Below are 25197 nucleotides of genomic sequence, written 5' to 3'. Positions count from 1 at the left end.
TAAAAAGATAGCCATGACGCATACAAGCTCTAAAAGCATAAAAGTCTTAATAAATTTAAAAGAGAAAACTAGGGATAGCACTTCACAGTGATTTTAAAAAAATAGCCCTTTCTTACTATGAAATTTCATCTAAAACAATAGGAAATTTTATTTAATAAAAGTTGATTTGCTATTAAAAATTGAATTAAAAATTCAAGGGCATTGCGCCCTTGAAATTATGATCTAACAGGTGAAAGATAAGGTTTTTCAGAGTGCATAGACATCTCGTTTTGTTGTCTAAATGCTATATACTCTTCTTCGCTTAATTTTTTTATGTTAGCTATAGTGATCTTAAGAGGTGTGATACCTGAGAGTGGGTCGTGGTCTTGTGCGTTTGCGAGCTCATTGCCATCAGCCTCACTATAGTGGAAAGTCGTAAATATCGTACTCTCCCTAAGGTCAGGATTTACGCGAAGTTTAGCTGCGATCCTGCCGCGTTTGTTCTCTACCATTGCGTAGCAGCCATCTTCTAGCTCTCTTTCTCTTGCGATATCAGGGCTTACTTCTATTAGCGGACCTTCGATGCCAGCACCATACTCTAGCGGTGGGCACTCTCTTGTCATCGTTCCTGTGTGGTAGTGATAAACTTTTCTACCTGTTGTAAATAGGCAAGGATAGACCTCATCAGGTACTTCGCTCATTGCGCCTGAACCTAATGGATAGCCATCAGGTATATGCATTTTGGCTTTAAATTCAGCCTCCATGCTTGCACGCTTATCTTTATCGTCAGCGTAAAGTACTGGAGCTAGGCGGAATTTACCATCAGGTAGCATTGATTTGTGATCAGTATAAAGATCAGGTGTGCCTGGGTGATCTTCATCAGGGCATGGCCAGCTGATGCCACCTAGTTTTTCAAGTCTATAGTAGCTGATACCACCAAAAAATTTAGGCATTAGTTTTCTAAGCTCGTCCCAAACCTCTTCTGCACTTAAGAAGTCAAATCCCTCAAGACCCATAGCTTTTGCGATGTTGCAAACTACTTTCCAGTCAGGCTCTACGCCACCTACTGGCTCGCTTGCTTTTCTGGTTCTTTGAACGCGGCGAGATGTGTTGATAAATGTTCCATCTTTCTCACCCCAACCAGCTGCAGGTAAGACGACATCGGCTTTTTGAGCACTTTCAGTAAAGAATAGATCTTGTACGATAAAGCAGTCTAGGTGGTGTGTAGCATGCACAAAGTGCTCTGTCCAAGGGTCACTCATAACAGGGTTTTCGCCATAAACGTAAAGCACTTTTAGCTCGCCGCTATCCATTTTATCAGGTGCGTATGTTAGTTTAAAGCCAGGCACTGGATTAAGCTCGAAGTGCCATACTTTGCGAGCTTGCTCTTGTGCGTAGGCACTATTTACTGGGCCTGCTGGGATGACGTTAGGTAGTGCACCCATATCGCATGAGCCTTGAACGTTGTTTTGGCCACGAAGTGGGTTTACGCCAGCGCCTTTTTTACCTAAATTTCCTGTTAGGATAGCTAAATTTGAAAGTGAGAATACATTTGATGTACCGTCACTAAACTGAGTGATACCCATAGTGTAGCAAATAGCCGCACTGCCGGCCTTAGCGTAAAGTCTAGCAGCCTCAATTATGAGCTCTTTTTTCACACCAGTCTCACGCTCAAATCTCTCAGGAGTGAAGTCTTTTACGGCTTCTTTTAGATACTCAAAACCCTCTGCATATTTTTCGATAAATTCACGATCTTGTAAATTTTCAGAGATGATGACGTTCATCATTGTGTTTAGTGTTTTGATGTTTGAGCCAACTGGAATTTGCAAGAATATATCTGCTTTTTTAGCCATATCGGTGCGTTTTGGATCCACGACGATCATTTTTGCACCACGCTCTAGGCCTCTTTGCATCTGCATAGCGATGATCGGGTGGCATTCGCTTGTATTTGTGCCTATTAGTAAAAATACATCTGTATCAGTCGCAAACTCAACAAGATCGTTTGTCATTGTTCCGTTTCCAAGGGTGCTGGCAAGACCTGCCACTGTTGGAGCGTGTCAAAGACGAGCGCAGTGATCTACGTTGTTACTTCCTAAAGCGCGAAAGAATTTTTGAAATACATAGTTGTCTTCGTTGTTTGAACGAGCTGAACTAAAGCCCATGATAGAACTTGGACCATATTTTTCTACGCTATTTTTAAAAGTCTTTCCTAAAAATTCATAAACCTCTTCAAAGCTAACCTCTTCGAGTTTGCCCTCTTTGTTAAACTCTCCGTTTAGTTTTCTCATCATTGGTTTTGTTAAACGTTTTGGAGAATTTACAAATTCCCAACCAAACATACCTTTTAAGCACAACTCGCCATCATTTACATGGTGGTTATCAGTCGGCTTTGCATCGACTATCCTACCGTTTTCTACGATAAGGTCTATGCCGCAACCAGTTCCGCAATACGGACAGGTTGTTTGAACAATCTTTTGCATAGATTTCCTTTCAAGTAATATTTCTAATAGTTCGGTTATTATATACCTTATAAAATAAAAGTAGTTTTAAAATTAATTATTTAATTTAAAAAAATTTTAAGTAATATGCAAAATTTGCATATTACTTTGACGCTGAATTTACGGAGCCTTTTATCGTTTTTGCCTTATTTTAAATTTGATTTTTAGCTTAAGTGATTAGAAATAAATTTAAAAAAATGAAATTTTATAATAAGATGGGCGATTGCTCGCCCTTTGGATTAGTTTTTGCGTGTATTTGCGTCTGGTGTGAAAAGTGGCTTGTCAAGAAGTTTGAAGTCGCCTATAAATTTCTGACCCTCTTCGCTTGTAGCCCAATCGATAAATTTGTTTGCATTCTCGATGTCAGCTTTTGCGCAGTGTTTTGGGTTTACTGCGATTAGAGAGTAGAAGTTTTTAAGGTCGTTGTCGCCTTCATTTATGATAACCATTTCAGGGTTGCCGTTCTTGTTCGCTTCATATTTTATATATGTACCACGATCTGTAAAGCTAACGCCTTTTTGCTCAGCAGCCGCATTTATCGTAGCTAGCATGCCTTGGCCTGTTTGCATATACCAGCTGTCTTTTTCAGGAACTTCGCCAGCGATCTTTTTCCAGATGCCTTTTTCTTTATTGTCTGTGCCTGACTTATCGCCACGTGAGAAGAATTTGATCCCCTCTTTTTTGATAAGCTCGAAGCTCTCTTTTATATCTTTACCTTTAAATTTATCAGCGATTGATTTATCAGCGATAACGACGAAGTCATTGTACATTACAGCTTTGCGCTCTACGCCAAAACCTTTTTCTACAAATTCTTTCTCAACTTTTGGTGAGTGCACGAAAAGTATGTCAGCGTTGCAGTCTTCGCCAAGCTTTAGCGCAGCGCCTGTGCCAACAGCTGTCCATTTTATATCAACGCCTGTTTTAGCCTTATAAACTGGGTAGATCGCGTCAAGCAAGCCAGTGTTATCTGTGCTTGTTGTAGTCGCCATGATTAGTTCATTATCAGCACCAAATGCCAAAACCGCAGCTGCTAGTGAGCCTAAAATAATCTTTTTCATTTTTCTCCTTTTTAGAAAATGTGGTATTATAGCATATTAAAATAATATGAATAAAAAAATAGGAACAATATTTGGACTTTTTACTTCACGGCTTTGCAGAAGCCTTTAATCTACTTTTAAACGGCAATCTTGAAACATATTCAGCCATCAAGGCTACCCTTTACACATCAAGCGTGTCGATACTTTTTGCTGTTATTGTTGGCTTTCCACTTGGTTTTTCGCTTGGTTTTTACGACTTTAAGGGGCGCAAAATTTTACGCCTGCTAAGTGACACAGCTCTAGCCATGCCAACGGTTGCCATTGGTCTTATTTTATACGCATTTATCACGAGAAATGGCCCGCTTGGCAGCCTAAATTTACTATTTACGCTAAAAGCGGTCATGCTAGGCCAGTTTGTGCTAGCCCTGCCTATCATCATCTCGCTTACTGCAAGCGTGGTTGAAAATATGGAGAAAAAGCACTATCTAACTATCCTAAATTTACGCCTCGCGCCAGCAAAGCTAGTTTTTTGCGTGCTTTATGAGCTGCGTTACGCTCTCATGGTCGTCATCGCCACTGCTTACGGCAGGATCGTGGCTGAAGTTGGCGTTGCGATGATGATAGGTGGCAACATCAAGTATTTTACCAGAACGATCACCACAGCCGTTTCGCTAGAAACAAACAAGGGTGAATTTGCCATGGGTATAGCGCTCGCGATGGTTTTGATATTTATCGCATTTTTGGTAAATTTAGTGATCTTTGCGCTAAGAAAACTCGACAAATAGGAGCAAATTTTGATAAAGATAAGAAATTTACACCTAAACTACGGCAAAAACGAGATCCTAAATATCCCAAGCCTTGATATAAATACTAAAAAAATAACTGCTCTAATGGGCAGCAACGGCAGCGGCAAAAGCACGCTTATACGTGTCCTCTCACGCCTACAAAGCCCTAATAGTGGCGAAATTTCACTCTGGGGAGAGAGCAAACCAAGCCTTGAAATGCTGCGTAAAATTTGCGTTTTACTGCCTGAACCTGCCCTTTTAAAAAGAAGTGTAAGAGAAAATTTCAAAGTCATTTTAAAAAGTAGAAATTTACTAAGCGAATTTGATGAGCGAACTAGCGAAGCACTCGCCCTTGTAGGACTTGATGAGAAGTTTTTAAACAAGCGTCACTTTGAGCTAAGCTCTGGGCAAACGCAGCGCATCGCATTTGCTTTGGCACTTTCTTTAAGAGCGCCATTTTATCTGCTTGATGAGCCGACAAACAGCGTTGATATCGGCACTTCAAAGCTCTTTAGCAAAGCTATAAATTTGATGCACGAGAGATATGGCTGCGGTTTTGTCATCGCAAGTCACGACGAGAAGTGGCTTAGTATGCTAGCAAACGAGTGCGTGTTTTTACACAAAGGCAGAGTCTGCGAGTTTGAGTACAAAAATATTTTTGAGATAGAAGATGGCGTGCTAAGCTTTGGCGATGATATAAAGCTAAATTTACCTTCAAATTTCAAAGGTAAAAGCAAGATCACGATCAATCCAAGCAAGATAAAAATTTCTAAAACGGGTGGTGAGGGTCAAATTTCAGGCTATCTGCACTCGGCCTCGCTTTATATGGGCAACGAAAAGCTTTTGAAGGTCAAAGTTGGCGACTTTTTGATCAAAATTTTTAGCCACGATGATGAAATTACAAAGATCGGCGAGCGAGTATTTTTAGAATTTGAAGACGGCTCGATGCTAGCTTTAGAGTAAAATTTACTCCCACTCTTTAAATTTAGTCCAAAAATAAAAATGGATATCAAAAAAGAGCTAAATTTTAATAATTCTGCTAAAAAATCATATCTTCTATAACCACCTAAAAATAGCGTTTTTAAATATGCAATTAAGGCATATTTAAGCTTTTTTTAACTTTTCTAATTTATTTTATTTTAAGCCACATTAATAAGGCAATTAATTGTATAGTTGCATTGTCATTAAAAAACTATTTAAGGAAAAAGGTGAGCACAAAAGAGGAATTTGCAGCTGGCAGAAAACTTTACTACGCTACTCTCTCTAAATTCTTTGTATTTAGTGAAGATGAAAAGAGATTTGATGGTCTTAGTAAAATGCTTGATCTCATAGAAGAATACAGCCTAAACGATGAAGTCTTGCATGCTGCTACTAATATAAAAAGTAAATTTAATGAAAAAAATCCAGAGAATTTGATCACTGAATTTGATGACATTTTTCACACTCCACCAAGTCCGCTTCGAAACTCACTATCTTTTTACGATGAGGGATATGAGGTGGGTCATGCTTGCGCCGATGTGCGTAAAATTTTGGCTAAGACAAACATTAGAAGAGATGAAAGTAAATTTAAAGAGAATGAAGATAACGTGGGCTTTGTCTTTACGCTTATGAACGAGTTTATCGGTAAATTTGACGAGTGCGAAGAGGAGCTTTTTAAAAATATTATAAATCCAAACATTGATGAGTTTATAGAGAATTTATATGAGCATAAAAATAGTGAAATTTACAAGGATGTAGCCGTTTTGCTAAACGAATTTATCGCATTTGAGCGTGTGGCACTAAACTCACCAAAACCAGTCAAGATAGACCACAAAAAGAGCGATGGTCTTTCAAGATCTGAAAGCATAAGAAGAGAAAAAAACAGGATAAGAAAACTAAGATCGGAGGGTACATATGCAAAATAGACGCGAATTTTTGAAAAAAGTCGGTCTAGTCGGAGCCGTCGCTGCCAGTGGCGCAGTCGTGGCAAATGCTGGTGAGAATTTAAAATCAGGAAAAAGTAAAAAGACCGAAGTGCTTTATAAAAGAAGCAAAAATTGGGAACTTTACTACAAACAAGCAAAATAAAATTTTGATAGAAATTTAAGAAAGGATGAAAATGTCTGAAGCTAGACTAAACGCTACGCCAAACAACATCGGCCGTAGATCGTTTTTAAAAATGGCTGCATTAGCAGGCGCTAGTGGCGCGGCCGGCTTTGCAGCGAGCAATGTCACAAGAAGCGCGACAGCACAAGAGATGGCAAACCCATTTCCAGACTCAAAAATAGTAAAAACTGTCTGTACGGTTTGCTCTGTAGGATGTGGAGTGTTAGCTGAGGTAGAAAATGGAGTTTGGGTGCGTCAAGAAGTAGCGCAAGATCACCCAGTAAGTGCTGGTGGTCACTGCTGTAAAGGAGCAGACGTTATCGATATGGTGCGCTCACACTGCCGTGTAAAATATCCGATGAAAAAAGTTGGTGGCAAGTGGCAACGCATCTCTATGACGCAAGCGCTCGATGAGATCGGTGCAAAACTAAAAGCTTACCGCGAGAAAAACCCAGAGCAAGTTATGTTCTTAGGATCAGCAAAAGACTGCAACGAGCAAAGCTATTATATAAGCAAATTTGTTGCGATGTTTGGGACAAACAACCTAGATCACCAAGCACGTCTTTGACACAGCTCTACAGTCGCCGGTGTGGCGAATACTTGGGGTTATGGAGCTATGACAAATCACCTTGGAGATATCCAAAACGCAAAGTCTATCTTTATAATTGGATCAAACCCAGCGGTAAATCACCCAGTTGGTTTTAGACACTTTTTAAAGGCAAAAGAGAATAATGGCGCTAAGCTAATAGTAATCGATCCAAGATATACAAGAACAGCGGCAAAGGCTGATTATTTCGCACAAATTCGTCCAGGAACGGATATACCTTTTGTATATGGCATGATGAATCTCATCTTCGAAAATGGCTGGGAAGATAAGAAATTTATTGATGACCGTGTTTATGGTATGGATCTGATTCGTGAAGAAGCTGCAAAATGGACACCTGAAGTCGTTGAAGATGTGACTGGAGTCCCAGCTGCAACTCTTAAAGAGATCACAGAAGTCTATGCTAAAAACCGCCCTGGCTCAGTCGTTTGGGCGATGGGTCTAACTCAGCACACAATAGGTAGCTCAAACACTCGTATAGCTCCGATCTTGCAACTAGTGCTTGGCAACATGGGCGTAAGTGGTGGCGGATGTAACATCCTAAGAGGCCACGATAACGTTCAAGGTGCAACTGATATGGCAAATTTACCAGATAACCTACCTGGTTATTACCCTAAAAATGAAGGAAGCTGGAAATATTTTGCAAAAATGTGGAAGGTTGATTTCGAGTGGTTGCAAAAGAATTTTATCAAGCCTGAGTGGATGTTTAAGCCAGGATTTTCACTTGCACGCTGGTGGGCTGGTACGCTAAATGGTAAAGATGGTAATGATGCAATCGATAATGCAGGAGATAGTCTAAAAGCTCTTGTAGTTATAGGTAACGGCATAACATCTACTGCGCAACAAGCAAAGGTTCAAGAAGGTCTTGATGCACTTGAGTTACTTGTTTGTGTAGATCCGTTTGTAAATGACGCTGCCGTTATAACAAATAAAAAAGATGATGTTTATCTACTTCCTGCTGCAACGCAGTTTGAGGGTAGCGGTACAGTCGTAGCTACAAACAGAAGTGGTCAATGGAGAAGCCAAGTGTGCAAACCACTCTATGAGAGCATACCAGATCATGAGTTGTTGTTTGAACTAGCTAAACGTATAGGCTTTTATGACGAACTAACTCGCACTATAAGGGGCGCTGATGGTAAGATAGAGTGGCCAGAAGCTGCTACTCACGAGATAGCAAACATTATAAAAACTATCGGTATGACTGGCTGGACACCTGAGCGCTTGAAACGCCACCAAGAGAACTGGGATAAATTTGATGAAGTAACATCTCTTGGCAAGCCTGGCACTCCTGTTGAAGGCGAATACTACGGACTTCCATGGCCATGCTGGACAGAAAATCACCCAGGTAGCCCAATACTTTATGATACACATAAATCAGTTCGCGAAGGTGGAATGGGCTTTAGAAACCGCTTTGGTTTAGAGCACAACGGTGTTAGCCAGCTAGCAGCTGAAGGCTCAGCGCCAGTTGGTTCATCTATAAATGGTGGATATCCTGAGATCAAAAAAGACAATATCGAGAAAATTTTAGGCATCACACTAACTGATGATGAAAAAGCAAGAATCGGAGCTAGCTGGTCAACTGATGATAGTAATATCATAGCAACAAAATGCTTGGAGAAAAACATCGCTCCATATGGCAATGCACGTGCTAGAACTATCGTTTGGACATTTGCTGATCAGATCCCTCAACACAGAGAGCCGATCCACTCACCAAGACCAGATCTAGCCAAGAAGTATCCAAGCTTTAAAGATAAAGCAAAACAATACCGCGTTGATACTAAATTTGAAAGCTTGCAACAAAGTAAAGACTTCTCAAAAGAATTCCCTATCAACTTAATTACAGCTCGTCTCGTAAATTTCAGCGGTGCTGGTATGGAGACGCGTGCTAGTAAGTATCTATCACGCATTACGCCTGAGATGTTTGCTGACATCCACCCAGAGCTAGCGGCTAAACATGGCATTAAAAATTGGGATTTTGTTTGGGTTCATTCACCTGAGGGTACCAAGATCAAGGTTCGTGCAAGGATCGTGCCATCGGTCAAGCCTGATATGATCTTCTTGCCATTCCACTGGGCTGGATATATGCAAGGTGTTGATATGACTGGAAATTTCCCAGAAGGAACTTTGCCATTTGCGGTTGGCGAGAGCGCAAATACCGTAACAAACTACGGATATGATATCAACACTCAAATTCCAGAAACAAAAGGCGGTCTTTGCCGCATAGAAAGGGCATAATATGAGCGCATTTAACGATAACAATAGACTTAAATTTTACTGCGACACAGATAGATGCATTGATTGCAACGGTTGCGCAGTAGCATGTGATGAAGCTCATGAGTTGCCTATCGGCGTTAGAAGACGCCGCGTCGTCACACTAAATGAAGGTATGCCTGGCAAAGAAATTTCAACATCAATCGCATGTATGCACTGCGAAGATGCACCTTGTTCGCTTGTTTGCCCAGTTGATTGTTTCTACATCAGAGCTGATGGCATTGTGCTTCACGATAAAGATATCTGCATAGGCTGTGGATACTGCTTGTATGCTTGCCCATTTGGCGCACCGCAATTCCCTAAGGATGGTGCGTTTGGCGCAAGAGGTGTAATGGATAAATGCACTATGTGCGCAGGCGGTCCGCTACCAACTAATAGCGAAGAAGAGCGCGAAGTATATGGACAAGATAGAATTTCTGAGGGCAAAGTGCCAGTTTGTGCTGCGATGTGCTCTACAAAGGCTTTATTAGTTGGTGAGTCAGATATGATAGAAAAAATCTACAATGACAGAGTTACTGCAAGAGGTTATGGCGAAAAAGACCTAAAACAAACTACTGTTTGGAAGATCGCTTACTACTCTGGCGACAGACTAAAACTAAAAGCGTAAATTTATAGGTGCTTTTTGCACCTATAAAATTTGTTATTTTCTCTAATTTTACACTTTAAGAAATATGCCTATCTTGCATATCAAATTTTAATTATAATAGCGTTTATTTCGTATCAAAATGCGTTTAAGCTTTTTGCTTTGTTTAAGCAAATTTTTACTACAATCCAAAATTAAATTTAGCTTTTTGGGCTATCATTTGTGAAAACTTCAAGGAGCAAGATGGAACCGATTTATAAAACGCAGATCATCAAATATAAAGGCGAGCAAAAAGCGCAGGTTGATGATATTTTGGTGCGTGAAATCAAGCTTGAAATTTACATAAATGACAAAAAATTTGGTGCCGTTATGGCAACGCCAACGGATCAAAAGGCGCTTGCTGTGGGCTATTTGGTCAGCGAAAATGTCATCACAAAGTCAGAAGACATAGCTGAAGTTAGGCTCTCAACCGACGAGCTAAGCGTCTATGTAAGCGCCAAAGTGAATGAAAAACGCTTAGAGCAGTTTGACGAAGAAAAGGTCATAATAAGTGGCTGTGGCAGAAGCTCAACGGCAAATATCGACCCACAGGCGATGGCGGCAAGAGCCGTAAAAAGCGGGGCTAAATTTAACAAAGATATGATCCTTGCTCAAATGAAGGAGTTTTACACGCAGTGCGAGCTTTATGAGATGACTGGCTGCGTGCATACGGCAAAGCTTTTTGTGAGTGAAGATAAATTTTACATAGGCGAGGATATCGCTCAGCACAACACGATCGACAAAGCCGTTGGCAAGGCTGTTTTAGACGGAGCTAACTTAGCAAATTCATTTTTGATGGTGAGTGGCAGGCTTAGTTCGGAGATGGTTGCAAAGGCCGTTATGCACGGCATCCCAGCGCTTATCTCAAGGACAGCACCGACTAGCCTTGGCGTGGTGATCGCTCGTAAATTTGAGCTCACGCTTTGCGGCTTTGCAAGGGGCGAAAATATCAACGTTTATAGCGGCGAAGAGAGAATTTATGAGTAAAAATTTAGAAGAGCTAATAAAACAAACGCTAAATAAAAGCGGCAAACTTGACTGCGGCACGGCTTTTAAGATCGCAAACAAGCTTGGCATAGAAGTCGGCGAAGTGAGCGATGAGGCAACCAGACTTGGCATCAAGATAGATAACTGCGAGCTTGGGCAGTTTGGTGGCTTAGATAAAGACCGCGGTAAATTTACATTGTCACTAAAACTAAAAGAAGTGAGCGACGAAAAGGGCAGAGTTTTTTGCAAAGATGCAAGGGATATGGCGGCAGCTAGCGGTGGCCTAAAGACCATGCGCTCGACGCTTAGAGACTACGGCTTTGACGTGAAGTACTGTCAGCTAGGCTGTTTTAAGGAAAAGAAAGGCAAAAAGATGAGAGTAAAGACAAAGACTTGGATAGAAAACGACGAGGGCGAGCTTATATTTGGCAAGGGTAAAACCGAAGTTTTAGACGTTATAGCCGAGGTTGGCTCGATATCAAAGGCAGCTGAAATTTTAGGCATGAACTATAAAAAATGCTGGTCGCACCTACAAATTTTGCAAAAAAATTTAAAAGAAGATCTCTTTACGACCAAGCAAGGCGGCGGAGATAGCGCTGGCACTACGCTAAATGATAGAGCTTATGAGCTCATAAACGCTTATAAACAGCTTCAAAACGACATCGAAGACTATGCAAATAAGCGCTTTAAAGAGTTATTTTTAAAACAAGACGAAAAGAAAAACGATAAAAAATAAACCAAATTTTTAAAGGAGAAAACATGTATGTAAAACTAAACGACAGGACTTATCTAAACAAAGATAAGATCACTAGAATCAAGATCGATAGCGTTCAAGACGGCATTCGTATCCGTTTCTATGAGGGTGCAAACCAAGTTGCTAAGAGCCAAAGATTTGAGAGTGAAGCAAAAGCTAACGAGTGGTTAGAAAAAAACTTCTTAAACAAATAATCATGCGAGTGGGCGCTCTGCCCGCTTGTAACCTCACTTTATACAAAATTTCATTATAATCGCGCTTTTAGCCAAAGGGAAAATCGTGCCAACTATAGATGAAGTAAGAAAAAATATCATTTTAAAAGATGGAATTTACTATTTTGACTACACGGCCTCAGGCCTTGCCTATGCGCCTATCGAAGATGAAATTTTTAAATTTTTAAAAACCTACGCAAACACTCACTCAGACAGCAGCTCAAGCGCTGTGCTAACGCAAAAACGCTACGAAAACGCAAGGGCTGAGTTAAAGGAGCTTTTGGGGCTTGATGAGAGCTTTTATCTCATCGCAACAGGACAAGGCGCAACGGCTGCGATAAAGAAATTTCAGGAGATAATGGGAATTTATCTGCCGCCAACGACAAGAGCCTTGATCGGCGAAGCAAATTTAAGAAGCGTAAATTTACCACTCGTGCTTGTTGGCCCGTATGAGCACCACTCAAATGAGATCAGCTTCCGCGAGGGACTTTGCGACTGCGAGCGCACCTTGCTTGATGAAAATGGCGAGATAGACTACGTGATACTTGAGAGGACGCTAAAACTAAACGCAAAAAGAAAGATCATCGCCTGCTTTAGCGCCGCCTCAAACGTCACAGGCGTGAAAACCGACTACAAGAGAATTTACTCGCTCGTTAAAAAATTTGGCGGAGTGGTGGCATTTGACTGCGCGGCAACCAGCTCGCATGAAATTTTAGACGCTGCATACTTTGACGCAGCCTTTTTTTCGCCTCACAAGCTACTTGGCGGAGTTGGGAGTTGTGGGCTTTTAGCGATCAAAAAAGAGCTTTATACAAGCGACATACCAAGCTTCGCAGGTGGTGGCACCATCGCACTTGCGACGCCATCAAAGCACCTTTTTATAAAAAATGCCGAGCAGCTTGAAGAGGCTGGCACGCCCTCTATCTTGGGGCTAGTGCGAGCAAGTCTAGCCTACAACTTGCAAGCGAGTGTCGGAGTAGAAAATATCAAAGCACGCGAATATGAGCTAGCAAATTTCTTTGAAAAAGAGCTTAGTAGCATCGAAGATATCACCATTTATGGCCCTAAAAATGCAGAAAAACTGCCTATTTTTTCATTTAATGTGCGCGACATTTCGCCTTATGACTTTGCTGCAACACTTAGCAACAACCACGGCATACAAAGCCGCGCTGGCGTGATGTGCGCTGGGCCTTATGCTTTTGATCTGCTTGGACTTAAGGAGAATAAAATCTTAGAGAAAAAGCCAGGTTTTGTAAGAGTTAGCCTGCACTACACGCACACAAAAGAGGACGTGCTCTATCTCATAAACGCTATCAAATCATCTATCAAAAAGCACCGCGAGCTTTGGGGCGAGGAAAAGGCGATGTATGAGATGTTTGGTGGGAAAATTTAGGCTGAATTTTGCTAACTAGAAAAGCTAGAAATTTAAATTTAGCTTGTCACTAAAACACAAAAAACAATTATTGTTTTTCTAAATTTGATAGTTTTTGCCTGTAAAATTTAACTGCTTCAAATTTAAATTTGCTTTTTGGGATCAAATTTGGCTAGTAAATTTTAAAAAATTTAAAATTTCTAATAGAAAGCTATACCTACTTAGCCTTAAAAAGGCTAACAAAACACGCCCCCTTATGAGCGACAAAGAAGATATTAAACATTTTCTGTTGCAATTACATCTAGTTAGTAGAAATTTCCAGAGATTTTTATGAGATAGTTGTTTAAAATTGATAACAACTAGTTTTTATGTTGATTGAAAAATTCAAAAATAATTTAAATCATTTTCTCAACCACCAACCATAGCTTAAATATACTTTAGGAATTTCATCGCTATCAATATCTATTCCTAATTTTTCCATTTTGTCAAACCATTTATCTCGTTTTGAACTTGGCAGTTTTGTGCCACAAAAAGGGCAAAATTTGATTGAAACACTACTTGTTCCACCATCGTGAATTATAATTCCGTATTCATCAAATTTTGGATAGTACGAGATAAGTACATCTGGACAATCATAAATATTTTTATGAGTCTCGCAATTTAATTTAATTGCCTTTTTCATTTGCGTACAACAGTGTTTTACCTTAACCATTTTTCCATTTGTTTGTACTATTTAAATTTTTAAAATTTTACTTTGAAATTTCGTCTTTTATCTTTTGATAAAGCTCCAAAATTTCATCTTTTTTGATGATGAAGCTATTTTTATTTGCGATCAGATAGGCTGAGCTTTGCATGATATCACCAGCTACTTTTAGCCCATTTTGCTTCATGGTTGAGCCAGTCTCGACCACATCGACGATCGCATCGCTTAGCCCGACAAGCGGCGCTAGCTCGATCGAGCCATAAAGCTTTATGATCTTCACGCCAACAGCAAGCTTTGCAAAGTAGTTTCTCGTGATATTTGGCATCTTAGTAGCGATCTTTAGCTCAGACCTTGAAAAATCAAGCTCATCTTCGTTTTTTATGCCGATACAGACCTTGCACTTGCCTATTTGCAGATCAAGTAGTCTAACCACATTTGGCTTGTGCTCTTCAAGCACGTCAAGGCCAACTACACCGATATCTGCAGCACCTTCGGTGACGTATGTTGGTATATCTTGGTTGCGAACCATTAAAAACCTAAAATTTCCCTCTTCAAGGATGAGCTTTCTATCCTCAAACATAAAACTCGAACCAAAAATCTTTCTAAAAATCTCAAGTGTATCTTCCGCGATCCTACCCTTTGGCAAGGCTACTGTTATCATTTTAAAATTTCCTTTTTCTCATCGATTATTTTTTGCATGGCACGAAAGATCAGCATCTTATCGCAAATGGCATTTTTAAAAAATTTAGATAAAAAGTCGCCGTCTCCGCCTGTAAAATAGACTTTTTTGCTGCCTGCTAGCTTTGAGATAAGCGTGATAATGGGCTTTATGATGCCGTAACTCACAGCGTCGCTCGTCTTTTGAGGCAACGCATCGATGTCGATTTGCGAATTTAGCGTCACATCAAGGCGTGGCGAGATACTTTTATAGGCATTTAACATACTTGCGATACCTGGCAAGATGTAGCCGCCAAGATGAAGTGAGTTTGCCATTATATCAACGGTTATAGCACTTCCAGCATCTACTATAATGCCATCTTTTATCATATAACAACCCGCTTTTCTATCTACGCCAAGACCCTGATATATCGTGTCGATCTCAAAGTGTGGCTCTAAATTTACAAACATTTCGTCCTTATCTATCATGCGCAAAATTTCTTCATTTACGCAGATAAAATAGACCTTTTCGTCTGGCTTGTAGTTTTTAAATTCGCTAACTTTTATATGTGTGATCTTGCCATTTTGCAGAAAAGAGGCGTTGGTGTTGCCGATATCACACAAAATCATAGCAGCTCCAACCTTGCTCTTTGAAGTATTTTAGGGACTTTGAACAAATTTGTGAGTTGTAGAAAATAACTCGTTTTTTGATCTTGGTTTGAAATTTCTCTTCAAATTTAGCACAAATTTCATTTATCTCGCCGGCCTCTTTAACCAAAAGCCTACTCTTTGCGCTTCTTAAAAAAACGATCTCGTAGAAATTTTTTGTATCGACACCAAAAAACGCCTCAAGCGAGCGTTTCTTGGTAAATTCGCTAAGATCAAGCCTTTTTAGATCTCTTAGCAAGATCTTTTTAGCTTCAAAAAGCTCCCAAATTTTTTGGTTCATTGTCCTAGATTAACATACTCGTTATCGTAGTAAAATGCGCCATTTCCCATGAAGCTTTTATCTTTTATCTCGTCGCTAAACTCATAAATTTCAGCTCCACTAAGGTCTAAATTTGTCTTTATAACGTAGCCTGTTTTTTCGATAACGTAGAGTTTATTATTTATGATAGTTGCAGCTGAGAAGATAGCAAATTTGAAATTTACCTTATTTTGCTCTTTTAGCATAAGGTCTGTTCTTACTATCGTGCCATCTTTTTTAAAGATGTAAATTTCATCGTTATGAACTAGCACGTCTTTGATCTCGCCGTCATAATATACTGTTTGGCTTGGGTTTATGACGATCACTTTTTTTGCTGTTGCAGCGATTAGGTTGTCGCCCTCAACGCCTAAAAATATGATGTTGTTAAAGAAATTTTCAGAGCTTACGACAACGTCACGTAAAATTCTACCAGTATCTTTTTGCACGATGTAAATTTTGCCGTCAAGTGCTGGATATACGATGAGTGAGCTCATAAAGTAAGGTGCCACAACTCTTGAATCAACCGCAGCGATGTCAGAAGAGCTATACTCCATTAGCGTAGTAGCAGTGCTTATATCGATTAGATAGATGTGGTTTGATGCGCTGATGGCTGCAAGTTGGTTTTGATCAAGTGAGGCTGCTACGATCGCAGTTGGGAATTTACCACTATAGACGCTGTGGCCGCTAGGATCAGTCACGTTGAGATCGCCATTTATGCTAGCTGAGATGACAAAGCCGTTATTTTCATTTAAGAAGTTGAAATTTTCAGGCAAAGTAATGCTTTTATTTAGCCCATTTTTAGTGACGATGTTGCCATTATCAAGCGTTGCGCCATTTGCATTTGCTGATTTTATGTAAGAAGGAAGATCTTTTGACAAAGATATCTCACCAGAAGTTTGCGCAGGCTCAAAATATTGTCTTTTTGTGCCGCATCCGCTTAGAACTAAAGCCAAGGCAAAGGCCAAGAATAGTGTAAGTTTTTTCATTATTTTATTCCCTGATAGTGTTTTAAATTTTTAACTAAAGTTTGAAGTTGTGAGTCAAGTGCGATCTTGTCAAATTCTACATTTGCCTCTTTGATTTTATTTTGTTTTAAAAGCTCAAAACCTTTTAAAAGTGCGTTATATTCGCTTAAAATTTGAGTATTTGTATCGCCAGTTTGTGAAAGGATGATATCTTTTACGATCGGATTTACTTTTAAATTTGCAAGCTCACTGATGCCTTTCGTATCGTTTTTATCAAGCATTTGCCCAAGCGAGAAAAGCGCATACATGTTTGGCTCTTTATCCTTTAAAACATTTAAAGCGCTTGCGTCATTTGGATTTAAGATAAGCTTTGAATAGGCTAAATTTGCCTCCTCAACTCTGTTGTCGTTTAAAACCTTACTAGCGTAAAATCCGATGAGTGCGACGATAGCTGCCACGCATAGCACGATCAGCAAAGTTTTGTATTTCCTAAAAAAACGCTCTCCCTTGATCATACTCTCAAGAAACTGCTCTTGGGCGTCGATCTCTTTTTTTATCTCGGTTAAGTCTTCTTTTATAGCCAACGTTTTTCCTTGCTTTTGAAAAATTTTAATTTGCAGATTTTAGCATAATTAAATTAAAAGTAGCCCAAAATTAAAGCTTGAATGTGATATAATGCCTCAAAATCAATTAAAAGGTTGCTTAATAATGCAAATAGACGACACTCTCTTAAATAAACTAGAAAAACTCTCAGCATTACAAATTAATGATGAAAAAAGAGAAGAGATCAAGAAGCAATTAAGTGAAATCGTATCTTTTGTCGATGTTTTAAACGAGCTTGATCTAAGCAGCGATGAGGCTGTAGTTAGCTCTATAAAAGGCGGCACTCCATTAAGAGAAGATGAGCCACATTTAAGTGAGGTTGTCGATGAAATTTTAAAGCATGCCCCTTCACGCGAAGGACACTTTTTTGCCGTGCCAAAGATCATAGAGTAAAAATATGGATCTAATCGAACAACTAAGAGCGCAAAGCTCGGACTCTCAAGCCAAAGCATCAGAGAGCAATCTCTCAGGCGACATTCAAACGCTTTTAAAAACCGTTGTTTTTAATAAAGCCAGTGACCTTCACCTAGTCTCAAGGTCTGAGCCTCAAATAAGGATAGATGGCACTTTAAGACCGCTTGAATTTGGCGTGCTAAGCGGCAAAGATATAGAAAATTTATGCTACGCTCTGATCACAGATGCCCAAAAAAGCGAGCTTGAAAACAATAAAGAGCTTGACTTTGCCATAGAGCTTCCAAATATCGGTCGCTTTCGCGGCAACTACTACTACACGATGAATGGCGATCTAGCCGCAGCTTTTCGTATCATACCTATTGACATCCCTTCGCTTGATGATCTAAATGCACCACAAATTTTCAAATATATCATCAAACGAGAAAAAGGCCTTATTCTGGTTACTGGACCAACAGGTAGCGGTAAATCAACGACGCTTGCTGCGATGCTTAATGAGATAAATTTAAATTATAGAAAGCACATCATCACCGTTGAAGACCCAGTCGAGTTTGTGCATAACAACAAAAAAGCCCTATTTTCACATAGAAATATCGGCACCGACACACACTCTTACTCAAAGGCGCTAAAATTTGCACTTCGTGAGGACCCAGATATCATACTTGTGGGCGAGATGAGGGATAGAGAGACGATCTCTACGGCTATTACAGCAGCTGAGACTGGACACCTAGTCTTTGGCACTCTTCACACAAACTCAGCCATACAAACTATAAATAGGATCGTTGATAGCTTCGATGGAAGCGAGCAGCTTCAAGTAAGAAATATGCTTAGCGTTTCGCTAACTGCTGTCATCTCACAAAGTCTGATACCAAAAATAGGCGGCGGAAGGTGCGCTGTGCATGAAATTTTGATAAATAATATGGCGATATCAAACTTGATACGCGAAAACAAAGTGCATCAAATTTACTCTCAAATGCAACTAAATCAGCAACAAACTGGCATGAGCACGCAGACTCAAGCCCTGATGAAAGCGCTAAAAGAGGAAAAGATCACAAAAGAAAATGCGCTAGCCTACTCGACTAGCCAGCAAGAACTTCAAAATTTAATAGGAACTGTATGATGGATTTAGTAACTTGGTTTGACATTATCATTATCGCCCTTGTCTTGATGCTGGGCGTAAAGGGCATAATAAATGGCCTCATAAAAGAGACTTTTGGGCTCATCGGACTTATCGGCGGTTTAGTTGTCGCTAGTAGGTTTTCAGATGTGGCTGAGGGTTTTATAAGTAAAAATATATATAAATTTGAAAATGCTTCATTTTTACAATTTGTCGCATTTATCGGACTTTGGCTAGTTTTTTGGCTCATTTGTCTGCTAGTTGGCAAATTTTTATCAAAGATAGTTTCAGTAAGCGGACTTGGCTTTTTAGACAGGCTTGGTGGATTTATCATGGGAAGTGGCAAAATTTTCCTCACATTTTCAGCAGTCGTCGCTGTAATGGCAGGCACTTCACTAAATAAAATGATCGAGCCATACTTCACAAATAGCAAAGTCTATCCGCTCCTACTTGAAACTGGTAGATGGATAACAAATATCGATGTGAAAAACATCAAAAATGAACTAGACGAAATGGTAGTAAGACCAAAGGATACAAACAAGAGTGATGCATTCATATCAATGGATGCAAATGCAAGCACAAACACCGACACAAACGTCACTAAAGGGGAAGAAAAATGATAGAAAATTTAGAATATGATGCCTTACTTGAGAAATTTAAAAGAGTTCTTCGCGACAATGGTTTAAAATATACAAAACAGCGTGAAATTTTGCTAAAAACGCTTTATAACAACGACGAACACTTTACGCCAGAGAGGCTATATCTTTTTATAAAAGAGACCTACCCTGAGCTAAATATCGGCATCGCAACTGTTTATAGAACGCTAAATTTACTAGAAGAATCAGAGATGGTAACATCAATCAGCTTTGGTTCACAAGGCAAGAAATTTGAGCTTGCCACAAAGCCACACCATGACCATATGATATGTAGAAAGTGTGGTCTTATCATAGAATTTGAAGATCCTATGATAGAAAAAAGGCAAATCAGCATCGCAAAAGAGCATGGCTTTAAACTAACTGGTCACATGATGCAGCTTTATGGAATTTGCGAAAAGTGTTCAAAAAATAATATAAAGGGAAAGTAAGGTGATATTTGACAACCAACATGAAATTCAAAGATTAGAAAGCATAGATGAGCTTAGAAATTTAGGCATAAATCCATATCCACATTTTCTTAGAAGAGATATGAATATCTCTAAATTTAGACTTAAATTTAACTATATAAAAGATACAGAAGAGAAAAAAGCAGAGGGGCAGTTAGTAGGCCTTGCTGGTAGGATAAAGCTGATCCGTGACGCTGGTAAAGCGGTCTTTGCAAACATCGAAGACGAAAATGGAAATTTACAAATTTACTTTAGCAATAAGACGCTTGATCCAGAGTGGTTTAAAATCGTTAAGAAATATGTAGAAATAGGCGATATCGTCTATGTTAGAGGCTACGCTTTTATAACAAAAACTGGCGAATTTTCAATGCATGTAAATGAGCTTAGCTTAGCTACAAAGTCAATAAGTCCGCTTCCAGAGAAGTACCATGGGCTAGTTGATGTTGAGACAAGATACCGTCAAAGATACCTTGATATGATAATGAACCCTGAAGTTAGGGCTGACTTTAAAAAGCGCTCGGTGATTATAAGCACGATTAGAAGATTTTTTGAAGAAAAGGGCTTTTTAGAGGTTGAAACTCCGATGCTTCACCCAATAGCTGGCGGCGCAAATGCAAAACCATTTGTGACATTTCACAACGCTCTTGGAGTTGAGAGATACCTAAGAATCGCTCCAGAGCTATATCTAAAACGTCTTGTAGTTGGTGGCTTTGAGGCTGTTTATGAGATGAATAGAAACTTCAGAAACGAGGGTATGGACCTAACCCACAACCCTGAATTTACAAGTATCGAGTTTTACTGGGCATATCACAACTACCACGATCTAATGGGTATCACAGAGGATCTATTTAATGTCATTTTAGAAAAACTTGGCATGGAGAAAGTGATAAATTTTGACGGCATGGAGATTGATTTTAGTAAGCCATTTAAACGCATAAGCTATAAAAAAGCCTTAGTTGAGATAGGCGGACTTGCCGAAGATGTCGTAAGCGACAAGGCTAAAATTTTAACAAAACTAAGAGCTGATGGCTTTGAGGCAAACGAGAAACTTGACCTTGGTCACTTGCAGGCTGAACTCTTTGACAACTACGTAGAGAGTAAGCTCATCCATCCAACTTTTGTCATCGACTATCCGATCTCTATTAGCCCGCTTTCAAGAAGAAGTGACACAAATCCTGATGTGGCAGAGAGATTTGAGCTATTTATCGCTGGTAGAGAGCTAGCGAATGGCTTTAACGAGCTAAATGATCCAATCGATCAATACAACCGCTTTAAGGCTCAAATCGACGCTAAAAACGCAGGCGATGATGAGGCACATGAGATGGACGAGGACTATGTAAAAGCCCTAGGATACGGCATGCCACCAGTTGCAGGCGAAGGCATAGGCATCGACAGACTTGTCATGCTTTTAACAGATAAAAAATCAATACGCGACGTTGTCCTCTTCCCAGCGATGAGGCCACTAAAAACTGAGACAAAGGAGAACGAAAAATGAGTTTGCAAAGCTACGATAAAGATATTTACGACCTAGTAAATTTAGAGTTAAAACGCCAGTGTGATCACCTTGAGATGATCGCTAGCGAAAATTTCACATATCCAGAAGTCATGGAGGTGATGGGCTCAATCCTAACAAACAAATACGCCGAAGGCTACCCTGGCAAGAGATATTATGGTGGCTGCGAATTTGTCGATGAGATCGAGCAGATCGCTATCGATAGATGTAAAGAGCTCTTTGGATGTGAATTTGCAAACGTTCAGCCAAACTCAGGCTCTCAGGCAAACCAAGGTGTTTACGGAGCTTTGCTTAACCCGGGCGATAAAATTTTAGGCATGGATCTAAGCCATGGCGGACACCTAACTCACGGCGCAAAGGTAAGCAGCTCTGGCAAGATGTATGAGAGCTTCTTTTATGGCGTAGAGCTTGATGGTCGCATAAACTACGATAGGGTTATGGATATCGCAAAGATAGTAAAACCAAAAATGATCGTTTGTGGTGCGAGCGCATACACAAGGGAGATCGAGTTTAAGAAATTTAGAGAGATAGCTGACGCAGTTGGTGCGATACTCTTTGCAGACGTAGCTCACATCGCTGGCCTTGTAGTAGCCGGTGAACATCAAAGTCCTTTCCCACACTGCGATGTCGTAAGCTCAACTACGCATAAAACTCTAAGAGGCCCAAGAGGCGGCATCATAATGACAAACAACGAAGAGTACGCTAAAAAGATAAACTCTTCTATCTTCCCAGGCATCCAGGGCGGACCACTAGTTCATGTCATCGCTGCAAAGGCAGTTGGCTTTAAGCACAACCTTAGCCCTGAGTGGAAAATTTATGCTAAACAAGTAAAAGCAAACGCTAAAAAACTTGGCGAAGTGCTAATAAATAGAGGCTTTGAGCTAGTAAGTGGCGGCACTGATAACCACCTAATCCTAATGAGCTTTCTAAACCGCGAATTTAGCGGAAAAGACGCTGACATCGCACTAGGAAATGCTGGCATAACAGTAAATAAAAATACTGTCCCAGGCGAGACAAGAAGTCCGTTTATCACAAGCGGCATACGTGTAGGTAGCCCAGCTCTTACGGCTCGTGGTATGAAAGAGGCTGAATTTGAGCTAATAGCAAACAAGATCGCTGACGTGCTAAGCGACATCAACAACGCATCTTTGCAAGAGAAGATCAAGGGCGAGTTAAAAGAGCTAGCTCATAAATTTATAATCTATGATAAAGCGACATTTTGATGCAAAGTATTGATACATCTCTTATAAAGATAATAACGACCCACTACTACATCAAACGTGACACGATCGTCAATAAGATAGAGTACAAGGGCAAAATTTTCTTTGATAAATTTGAAAAGATCAACGAACCACTAACTTATAGTGTCATGAAAGAGCATGAAGAGGGCAAAGCTATAATCGCCCACTCGCTAATCAATGCAAGTGACAAGGTCGAAAACATAGTCTTTGACTACAATGGCAGAACTCCAGATAGGTTTTGGCATAGAGCGCAGCTTCTTTTAAGAGAAGAAGGCTTTATAAATTTCACAGCCTACGAGACCAAGACGCCAGGACATTTGCACCTTTATGTGCATAAAGGTCACACTACGCTAAATGAAGCTTGCACGCTTGCAAATATGCTAAGCGCAAAGCTTTCACAAAAGTTAGCCAAAGAGTGGAGAATGTTCCCAAATCAAGATATGCCAAAAGAATTTAACATCCTAACTTTGCCATATAACCTCTATCAAAAAGAGCGCGGGGCAAGTTGGTCAAAATATATGTAAGGAGAGATAATGGAAAACGAAGAGTTAAAAGATATACTTTTAGAAAAGGATGATGAGGCAAAGGGTGCTAAACTAAAGAAACTTCTTATGTTTATAGCAGCTCTTGTTATACTATTTTTAATCATCATCGTAGCCATGAAGCTTATAAACTCAGGCGACTCAACACAAGCACAAAACGAAGCTGACTCAAGACTAGTTCTGCCTCCAGTGCCAGCAGAGCAGCCAGTCGATACACAGGTGCCTGCACAAGATACAAATTCAGATGTTAAAAAAGGCGATACTCAGCTTTTCGAGCAAGTGCCTATCGTGCCTGAAAATAAGCAACAAGATGATTTTGAAGATATGATCAAAAAGCTAAAAGATAAAGAAGGTGCAAAATCAGCTCCTAAAACTGAAGAGCCAAAAGAGGTAGTAAAAGCTGTCGAGCATCCAGCTGAAGCACCTAAAAAAGCTGAGACAAAAGTAGAAACTCCAGCTAAAAAAGCTGAAACAAAAAGCGAAGCAAAAGCCGAGAAAAAAGTAGAAGCAAAGCCAGCTAAAACTGAGGCAAAAGCTGAGAAAAAGGCTGAAGCAAAAGCTGAGAAAAAACCTGAAACAAAAGTAGAGAAAAAAGCTGAAACTCCTGCAAAAGCAGAAAAAGCCGAGAAAAAAGTAGAAGCTCCTGCAAAAGCTGAGAGCATCGCAAAAGGCTCTTATGTTCAAGTATTTGCAACTAGCAAATTTAACCCAAATGCCGACTATATGAAAAAAATAGCAGCCAAAGGATATAGCTACAAGACCATAAAAGCTGGCGAGCTAACTAAAATTTTAGTTGGTCCATTTGATGAAAAAGGGCTACAAAAAGCTGTAAATGACATAAGAAAAGATGTCAATAAAGACGCTTTTGTCTTTAGAGCAAAATGAAAATCTTCGCAGTTTTTGGAGATCCGATAGCTCACTCGGTATCTCCAAGACTACACAACAAAGCCATTGCCGATCTAGCTCTTGATGCCCTATATACTAGGGTTTTGCTAAAAGATGGCAATGAGCTAATCAATAAATTTAAATCCCTAAAACTAAACGGCGCAAATGTCACGCTCCCGCATAAAGAATTTGCTCTAAATTTAGCCGATGAGGCCTCAGAAGCAGCACGTAAAATAGGCTCTGCAAACACTTTGGTGCTAAAAAATGAGAAAATTTACGCTTATAACACTGACGCACCTGGTTTTTTAAAAGCGATATCAAATTTCAAAGAGGCAAAAAGCGCCATCATCCTTGGAGCTGGAGGCACTGCAAACGCCCTAGCCTATGCACTTAAATCGCGAAACATAGATGTTTGCATACTAAATAGAAGCAAGGCAAGACTTGATAAATTTAAAGATCAATACGAGTGCTTTAGCTGGGATGACTATAAAGAGCACAAATTTGATCTAGTGGTAAATTCGACCTCAGCAGGGCTAAAAGACGATCTTTTACCAGCACCAAAAGAGATTTTAGATGGCATTTTAAAAAGCGCTAAATTTGCATTTGATGTGATATACGGCAAAGAGACGCCATTTTTAAAAGAGGCAAAAAGGCAAAATTTAGCATGCAAAGATGGAGCTGATATGCTATTATATCAAGCTGTTTTAGCGTTAAATTTATTTTATAACAGCAATCTTGATGAGAAAAGGATAGAAGCTTCTATGCGAGAGGCTTTGAGTTTATAGGATTTGCAAAGACCAGATCGTTAAATTCTTAAGCTTAATAAATAATGCTCTAAAGCTTAGCGATATAAATTTTTAACTCCTTTAGCCATTCTAAAGTGCCTTAAACTACGATGATACTAGCTTGAGCGATGAAGCGCTTGAAGTAAAACCTTTTCACGATAAATTTAAACTTGCAAGAGCCAAATGAGTACTTTGATCTTGGTTTAAATAGTGAAATTTTGCTGCCTGCCATCTGCCTTAGGATAGATGCTTTAAAATTCAATGAGATCAAAGATCTAGCTAAACTACTCATGCTTTATACATACTCCTTAAACGAGTGGTGCTTTTTTATCTTTCCAAGCCTAAATTTAGCGCTTTATCCACATGATGAGAGAGGTTTTGGCTGCATCGGACTAAATGACGATACAAAAAATGGATTAAATTTTTTAGAGTTTTGTAAAAGAGAGAAAAATGCAAAGGTTGTTTTAAGAGAGCAAAATACCAACTAAATTTTAAAATCA

28 protein-coding genes are annotated in these 25197 nt (G+C 39.7%); 20 read left to right on the top strand and 8 right to left on the bottom strand.

Annotated elements, in window-relative coordinates; all coding sequences use genetic code 11:
- Positions 1 to 215 precede the first annotated feature (215 nt).
- Together G6W42_RS10720 and tupA are read right to left on the bottom strand one after the other, a co-directional pair.
- A complete protein-coding gene (locus G6W42_RS10720; protein WP_346010455.1) occupies positions 216 to 2459 on the bottom strand; it encodes a molybdopterin oxidoreductase family protein in 2244 nt (747 codons plus the stop codon).
- Between the two features lie 257 nt (positions 2460 to 2716).
- Positions 2717 to 3535 carry a tungstate ABC transporter substrate-binding protein TupA gene (gene tupA, locus G6W42_RS01690; RefSeq protein WP_194172703.1) on the bottom strand — a complete coding sequence of 273 codons (819 nt, stop codon included), beginning with the start codon at positions 3533 to 3535 and terminating at the stop codon, positions 2717 to 2719.
- Between the two features lie 71 nt (positions 3536 to 3606).
- Here tupA and tupB point away from each other — a divergent pair, with 71 nt between their 5' ends.
- The 10 genes from tupB (at position 3607) to G6W42_RS01640 (ending at position 13227) form a co-directional block, all read left to right on the top strand.
- Complete coding sequence (tupB, locus tag G6W42_RS01685; RefSeq protein WP_194172702.1) at positions 3607 to 4299, top strand: tungstate ABC transporter permease TupB; 693 nt, start codon at positions 3607 to 3609, stop codon at positions 4297 to 4299.
- A 9-nt stretch (positions 4300 to 4308) separates the two neighbouring features.
- Positions 4309 to 5262: a tungstate ABC transporter ATP-binding protein TupC gene (gene tupC, locus G6W42_RS01680; RefSeq protein ID WP_194172701.1), complete on the top strand. Its 954-nt coding sequence runs from the start codon at positions 4309 to 4311 to the stop codon at positions 5260 to 5262.
- 245 nt (positions 5263 to 5507) lie between these two features.
- Entirely contained in the window at positions 5508 to 6203 is a 696-nt protein-coding gene (locus G6W42_RS01675) for a molecular chaperone TorD family protein (RefSeq protein ID WP_194172700.1), read from the top strand.
- Positions 6193 to 6366 (top strand): twin-arginine translocation signal domain-containing protein, encoded by a 174-nt coding sequence (locus G6W42_RS01670; protein ID WP_194172699.1) that lies wholly within the window; start codon positions 6193 to 6195, stop codon positions 6364 to 6366. Before G6W42_RS01675 ends, G6W42_RS01670 begins: the two co-directional genes overlap by 11 nt.
- A 31-nt stretch (positions 6367 to 6397) precedes the next feature.
- Positions 6398 to 9223 (top strand): formate dehydrogenase subunit alpha, encoded by a 2826-nt coding sequence (locus tag G6W42_RS01665; RefSeq protein ID WP_194172698.1) that lies wholly within the window; start codon positions 6398 to 6400, stop codon positions 9221 to 9223.
- A gap of 1 nt (position 9224) precedes the next feature.
- The gene (gene fdh3B, locus G6W42_RS01660; RefSeq protein ID WP_194172697.1) at positions 9225 to 9866 is read left to right on the top strand and encodes a formate dehydrogenase FDH3 subunit beta; all 642 of its coding nucleotides are present in this window, start codon (positions 9225 to 9227) and stop codon (positions 9864 to 9866) included.
- 219 nt (positions 9867 to 10085) lie between these two features.
- Positions 10086 to 10868, top strand: coding sequence for a formate dehydrogenase accessory sulfurtransferase FdhD (gene fdhD / locus G6W42_RS01655; protein ID WP_194172696.1), 783 nt, complete (start codon positions 10086 to 10088; stop codon positions 10866 to 10868).
- A complete protein-coding gene (locus tag G6W42_RS01650; RefSeq protein ID WP_194172695.1) occupies positions 10861 to 11604 on the top strand; it encodes a winged helix-turn-helix domain-containing protein in 744 nt (247 codons plus the stop codon). Before fdhD ends, G6W42_RS01650 begins: the two co-directional genes overlap by 8 nt.
- A gap of 23 nt (positions 11605 to 11627) precedes the next feature.
- Positions 11628 to 11816, top strand: a complete 189-nt coding sequence (locus tag G6W42_RS01645) for a hypothetical protein (RefSeq protein WP_002941192.1) — start codon at positions 11628 to 11630, stop codon at positions 11814 to 11816.
- Positions 11817 to 11901: 85 nt separating this feature from the next.
- Positions 11902 to 13227, top strand: coding sequence for an aminotransferase class V-fold PLP-dependent enzyme (locus G6W42_RS01640; RefSeq protein ID WP_194172694.1), 1326 nt, complete (start codon positions 11902 to 11904; stop codon positions 13225 to 13227).
- Positions 13228 to 13606: 379 nt separating this feature from the next.
- On the opposite strand, the gene G6W42_RS01635 is transcribed toward G6W42_RS01640, so the two are convergent.
- Genes G6W42_RS01635 through G6W42_RS01610 form a run of 6 tightly spaced genes read right to left on the bottom strand, consistent with a single transcriptional unit; the run spans position 13607 to position 17082 of the window.
- Positions 13607 to 13918 (bottom strand): DUF6980 family protein, encoded by a 312-nt coding sequence (locus G6W42_RS01635; protein WP_194172693.1) that lies wholly within the window; start codon positions 13916 to 13918, stop codon positions 13607 to 13609.
- A 37-nt stretch (positions 13919 to 13955) separates the two neighbouring features.
- A complete protein-coding gene (hisG, locus tag G6W42_RS01630; RefSeq protein ID WP_002941288.1) occupies positions 13956 to 14570 on the bottom strand; it encodes an ATP phosphoribosyltransferase in 615 nt (204 codons plus the stop codon).
- Positions 14567 to 15196 carry a type III pantothenate kinase gene (locus tag G6W42_RS01625; protein WP_194172692.1) on the bottom strand — a complete coding sequence of 210 codons (630 nt, stop codon included), beginning with the start codon at positions 15194 to 15196 and terminating at the stop codon, positions 14567 to 14569. The genes hisG and G6W42_RS01625 overlap by 4 nt, the downstream gene beginning before the upstream one ends.
- Entirely contained in the window at positions 15183 to 15515 is a 333-nt protein-coding gene (locus G6W42_RS01620; RefSeq protein ID WP_194172691.1) for a hypothetical protein, read from the bottom strand. Before G6W42_RS01620 ends, G6W42_RS01625 begins: the two co-directional genes overlap by 14 nt.
- On the bottom strand, positions 15512 to 16519 hold the full coding sequence (locus tag G6W42_RS01615; RefSeq protein ID WP_194172690.1) for an L-seryl-tRNA selenium transferase: 1008 nt from the start codon (positions 16517 to 16519) through the stop codon (positions 15512 to 15514). The genes G6W42_RS01620 and G6W42_RS01615 overlap by 4 nt, the downstream gene beginning before the upstream one ends.
- On the bottom strand, positions 16519 to 17082 hold the full coding sequence (locus G6W42_RS01610) for a hypothetical protein (protein WP_194172689.1): 564 nt from the start codon (positions 17080 to 17082) through the stop codon (positions 16519 to 16521). Before G6W42_RS01610 ends, G6W42_RS01615 begins: the two co-directional genes overlap by 1 nt.
- A gap of 124 nt (positions 17083 to 17206) precedes the next feature.
- On the opposite strand from G6W42_RS01610, the gene gatC reads away from it, so the two are divergent.
- The 10 genes from gatC to G6W42_RS01560 all read left to right on the top strand — a co-directional run bounded on the left by gatC (position 17207) and on the right by G6W42_RS01560 (position 25185).
- Positions 17207 to 17494: an Asp-tRNA(Asn)/Glu-tRNA(Gln) amidotransferase subunit GatC gene (gene gatC / locus G6W42_RS01605; RefSeq protein WP_194172688.1), complete on the top strand. Its 288-nt coding sequence runs from the start codon at positions 17207 to 17209 to the stop codon at positions 17492 to 17494.
- Positions 17495 to 17498: 4 nt separating this feature from the next.
- Entirely contained in the window at positions 17499 to 18632 is a 1134-nt protein-coding gene (locus G6W42_RS01600; RefSeq protein WP_194172687.1) for a type IV pilus twitching motility protein PilT, read from the top strand.
- The gene (locus tag G6W42_RS01595; protein WP_242042538.1) at positions 18629 to 19249 is read left to right on the top strand and encodes a CvpA family protein; all 621 of its coding nucleotides are present in this window, start codon (positions 18629 to 18631) and stop codon (positions 19247 to 19249) included. The genes G6W42_RS01600 and G6W42_RS01595 overlap by 4 nt, the downstream gene beginning before the upstream one ends.
- Positions 19246 to 19713, top strand: coding sequence for a Fur family transcriptional regulator (locus G6W42_RS01590; RefSeq protein ID WP_002941362.1), 468 nt, complete (start codon positions 19246 to 19248; stop codon positions 19711 to 19713). The genes G6W42_RS01595 and G6W42_RS01590 overlap by 4 nt, the downstream gene beginning before the upstream one ends.
- Positions 19714 to 19717: 4 nt before the next feature.
- Entirely contained in the window at positions 19718 to 21226 is a 1509-nt protein-coding gene (lysS, locus tag G6W42_RS01585; protein WP_223231786.1) for a lysine--tRNA ligase, read from the top strand.
- Complete coding sequence (locus G6W42_RS01580; protein ID WP_194172686.1) at positions 21223 to 22467, top strand: serine hydroxymethyltransferase; 1245 nt, start codon at positions 21223 to 21225, stop codon at positions 22465 to 22467. The genes lysS and G6W42_RS01580 overlap by 4 nt, the downstream gene beginning before the upstream one ends.
- On the top strand, positions 22467 to 23009 hold the full coding sequence (locus G6W42_RS01575) for a DUF1882 domain-containing protein (protein ID WP_002941307.1): 543 nt from the start codon (positions 22467 to 22469) through the stop codon (positions 23007 to 23009). Before G6W42_RS01580 ends, G6W42_RS01575 begins: the two co-directional genes overlap by 1 nt.
- A 9-nt stretch (positions 23010 to 23018) precedes the next feature.
- Positions 23019 to 23912, top strand: coding sequence for an SPOR domain-containing protein (locus G6W42_RS01570; RefSeq protein ID WP_194172685.1), 894 nt, complete (start codon positions 23019 to 23021; stop codon positions 23910 to 23912).
- Positions 23909 to 24697, top strand: coding sequence for a shikimate dehydrogenase (locus tag G6W42_RS01565; RefSeq protein ID WP_194172684.1), 789 nt, complete (start codon positions 23909 to 23911; stop codon positions 24695 to 24697). The genes G6W42_RS01570 and G6W42_RS01565 overlap by 4 nt, the downstream gene beginning before the upstream one ends.
- A 170-nt stretch (positions 24698 to 24867) precedes the next feature.
- The gene (locus G6W42_RS01560) at positions 24868 to 25185 is read left to right on the top strand and encodes a hypothetical protein (RefSeq protein WP_194172683.1); all 318 of its coding nucleotides are present in this window, start codon (positions 24868 to 24870) and stop codon (positions 25183 to 25185) included.
- Positions 25186 to 25197 lie beyond the last annotated feature (12 nt).

The organism is Campylobacter concisus (assembly GCF_015230015.1).
GTDB lineage: Bacteria > Campylobacterota > Campylobacteria > Campylobacterales > Campylobacteraceae > Campylobacter_A > Campylobacter_A concisus_AF.
The sequence above is the reverse complement of the archived record's forward strand: the minus strand, read 5'-3'. Positions and strand labels throughout refer to the sequence as shown.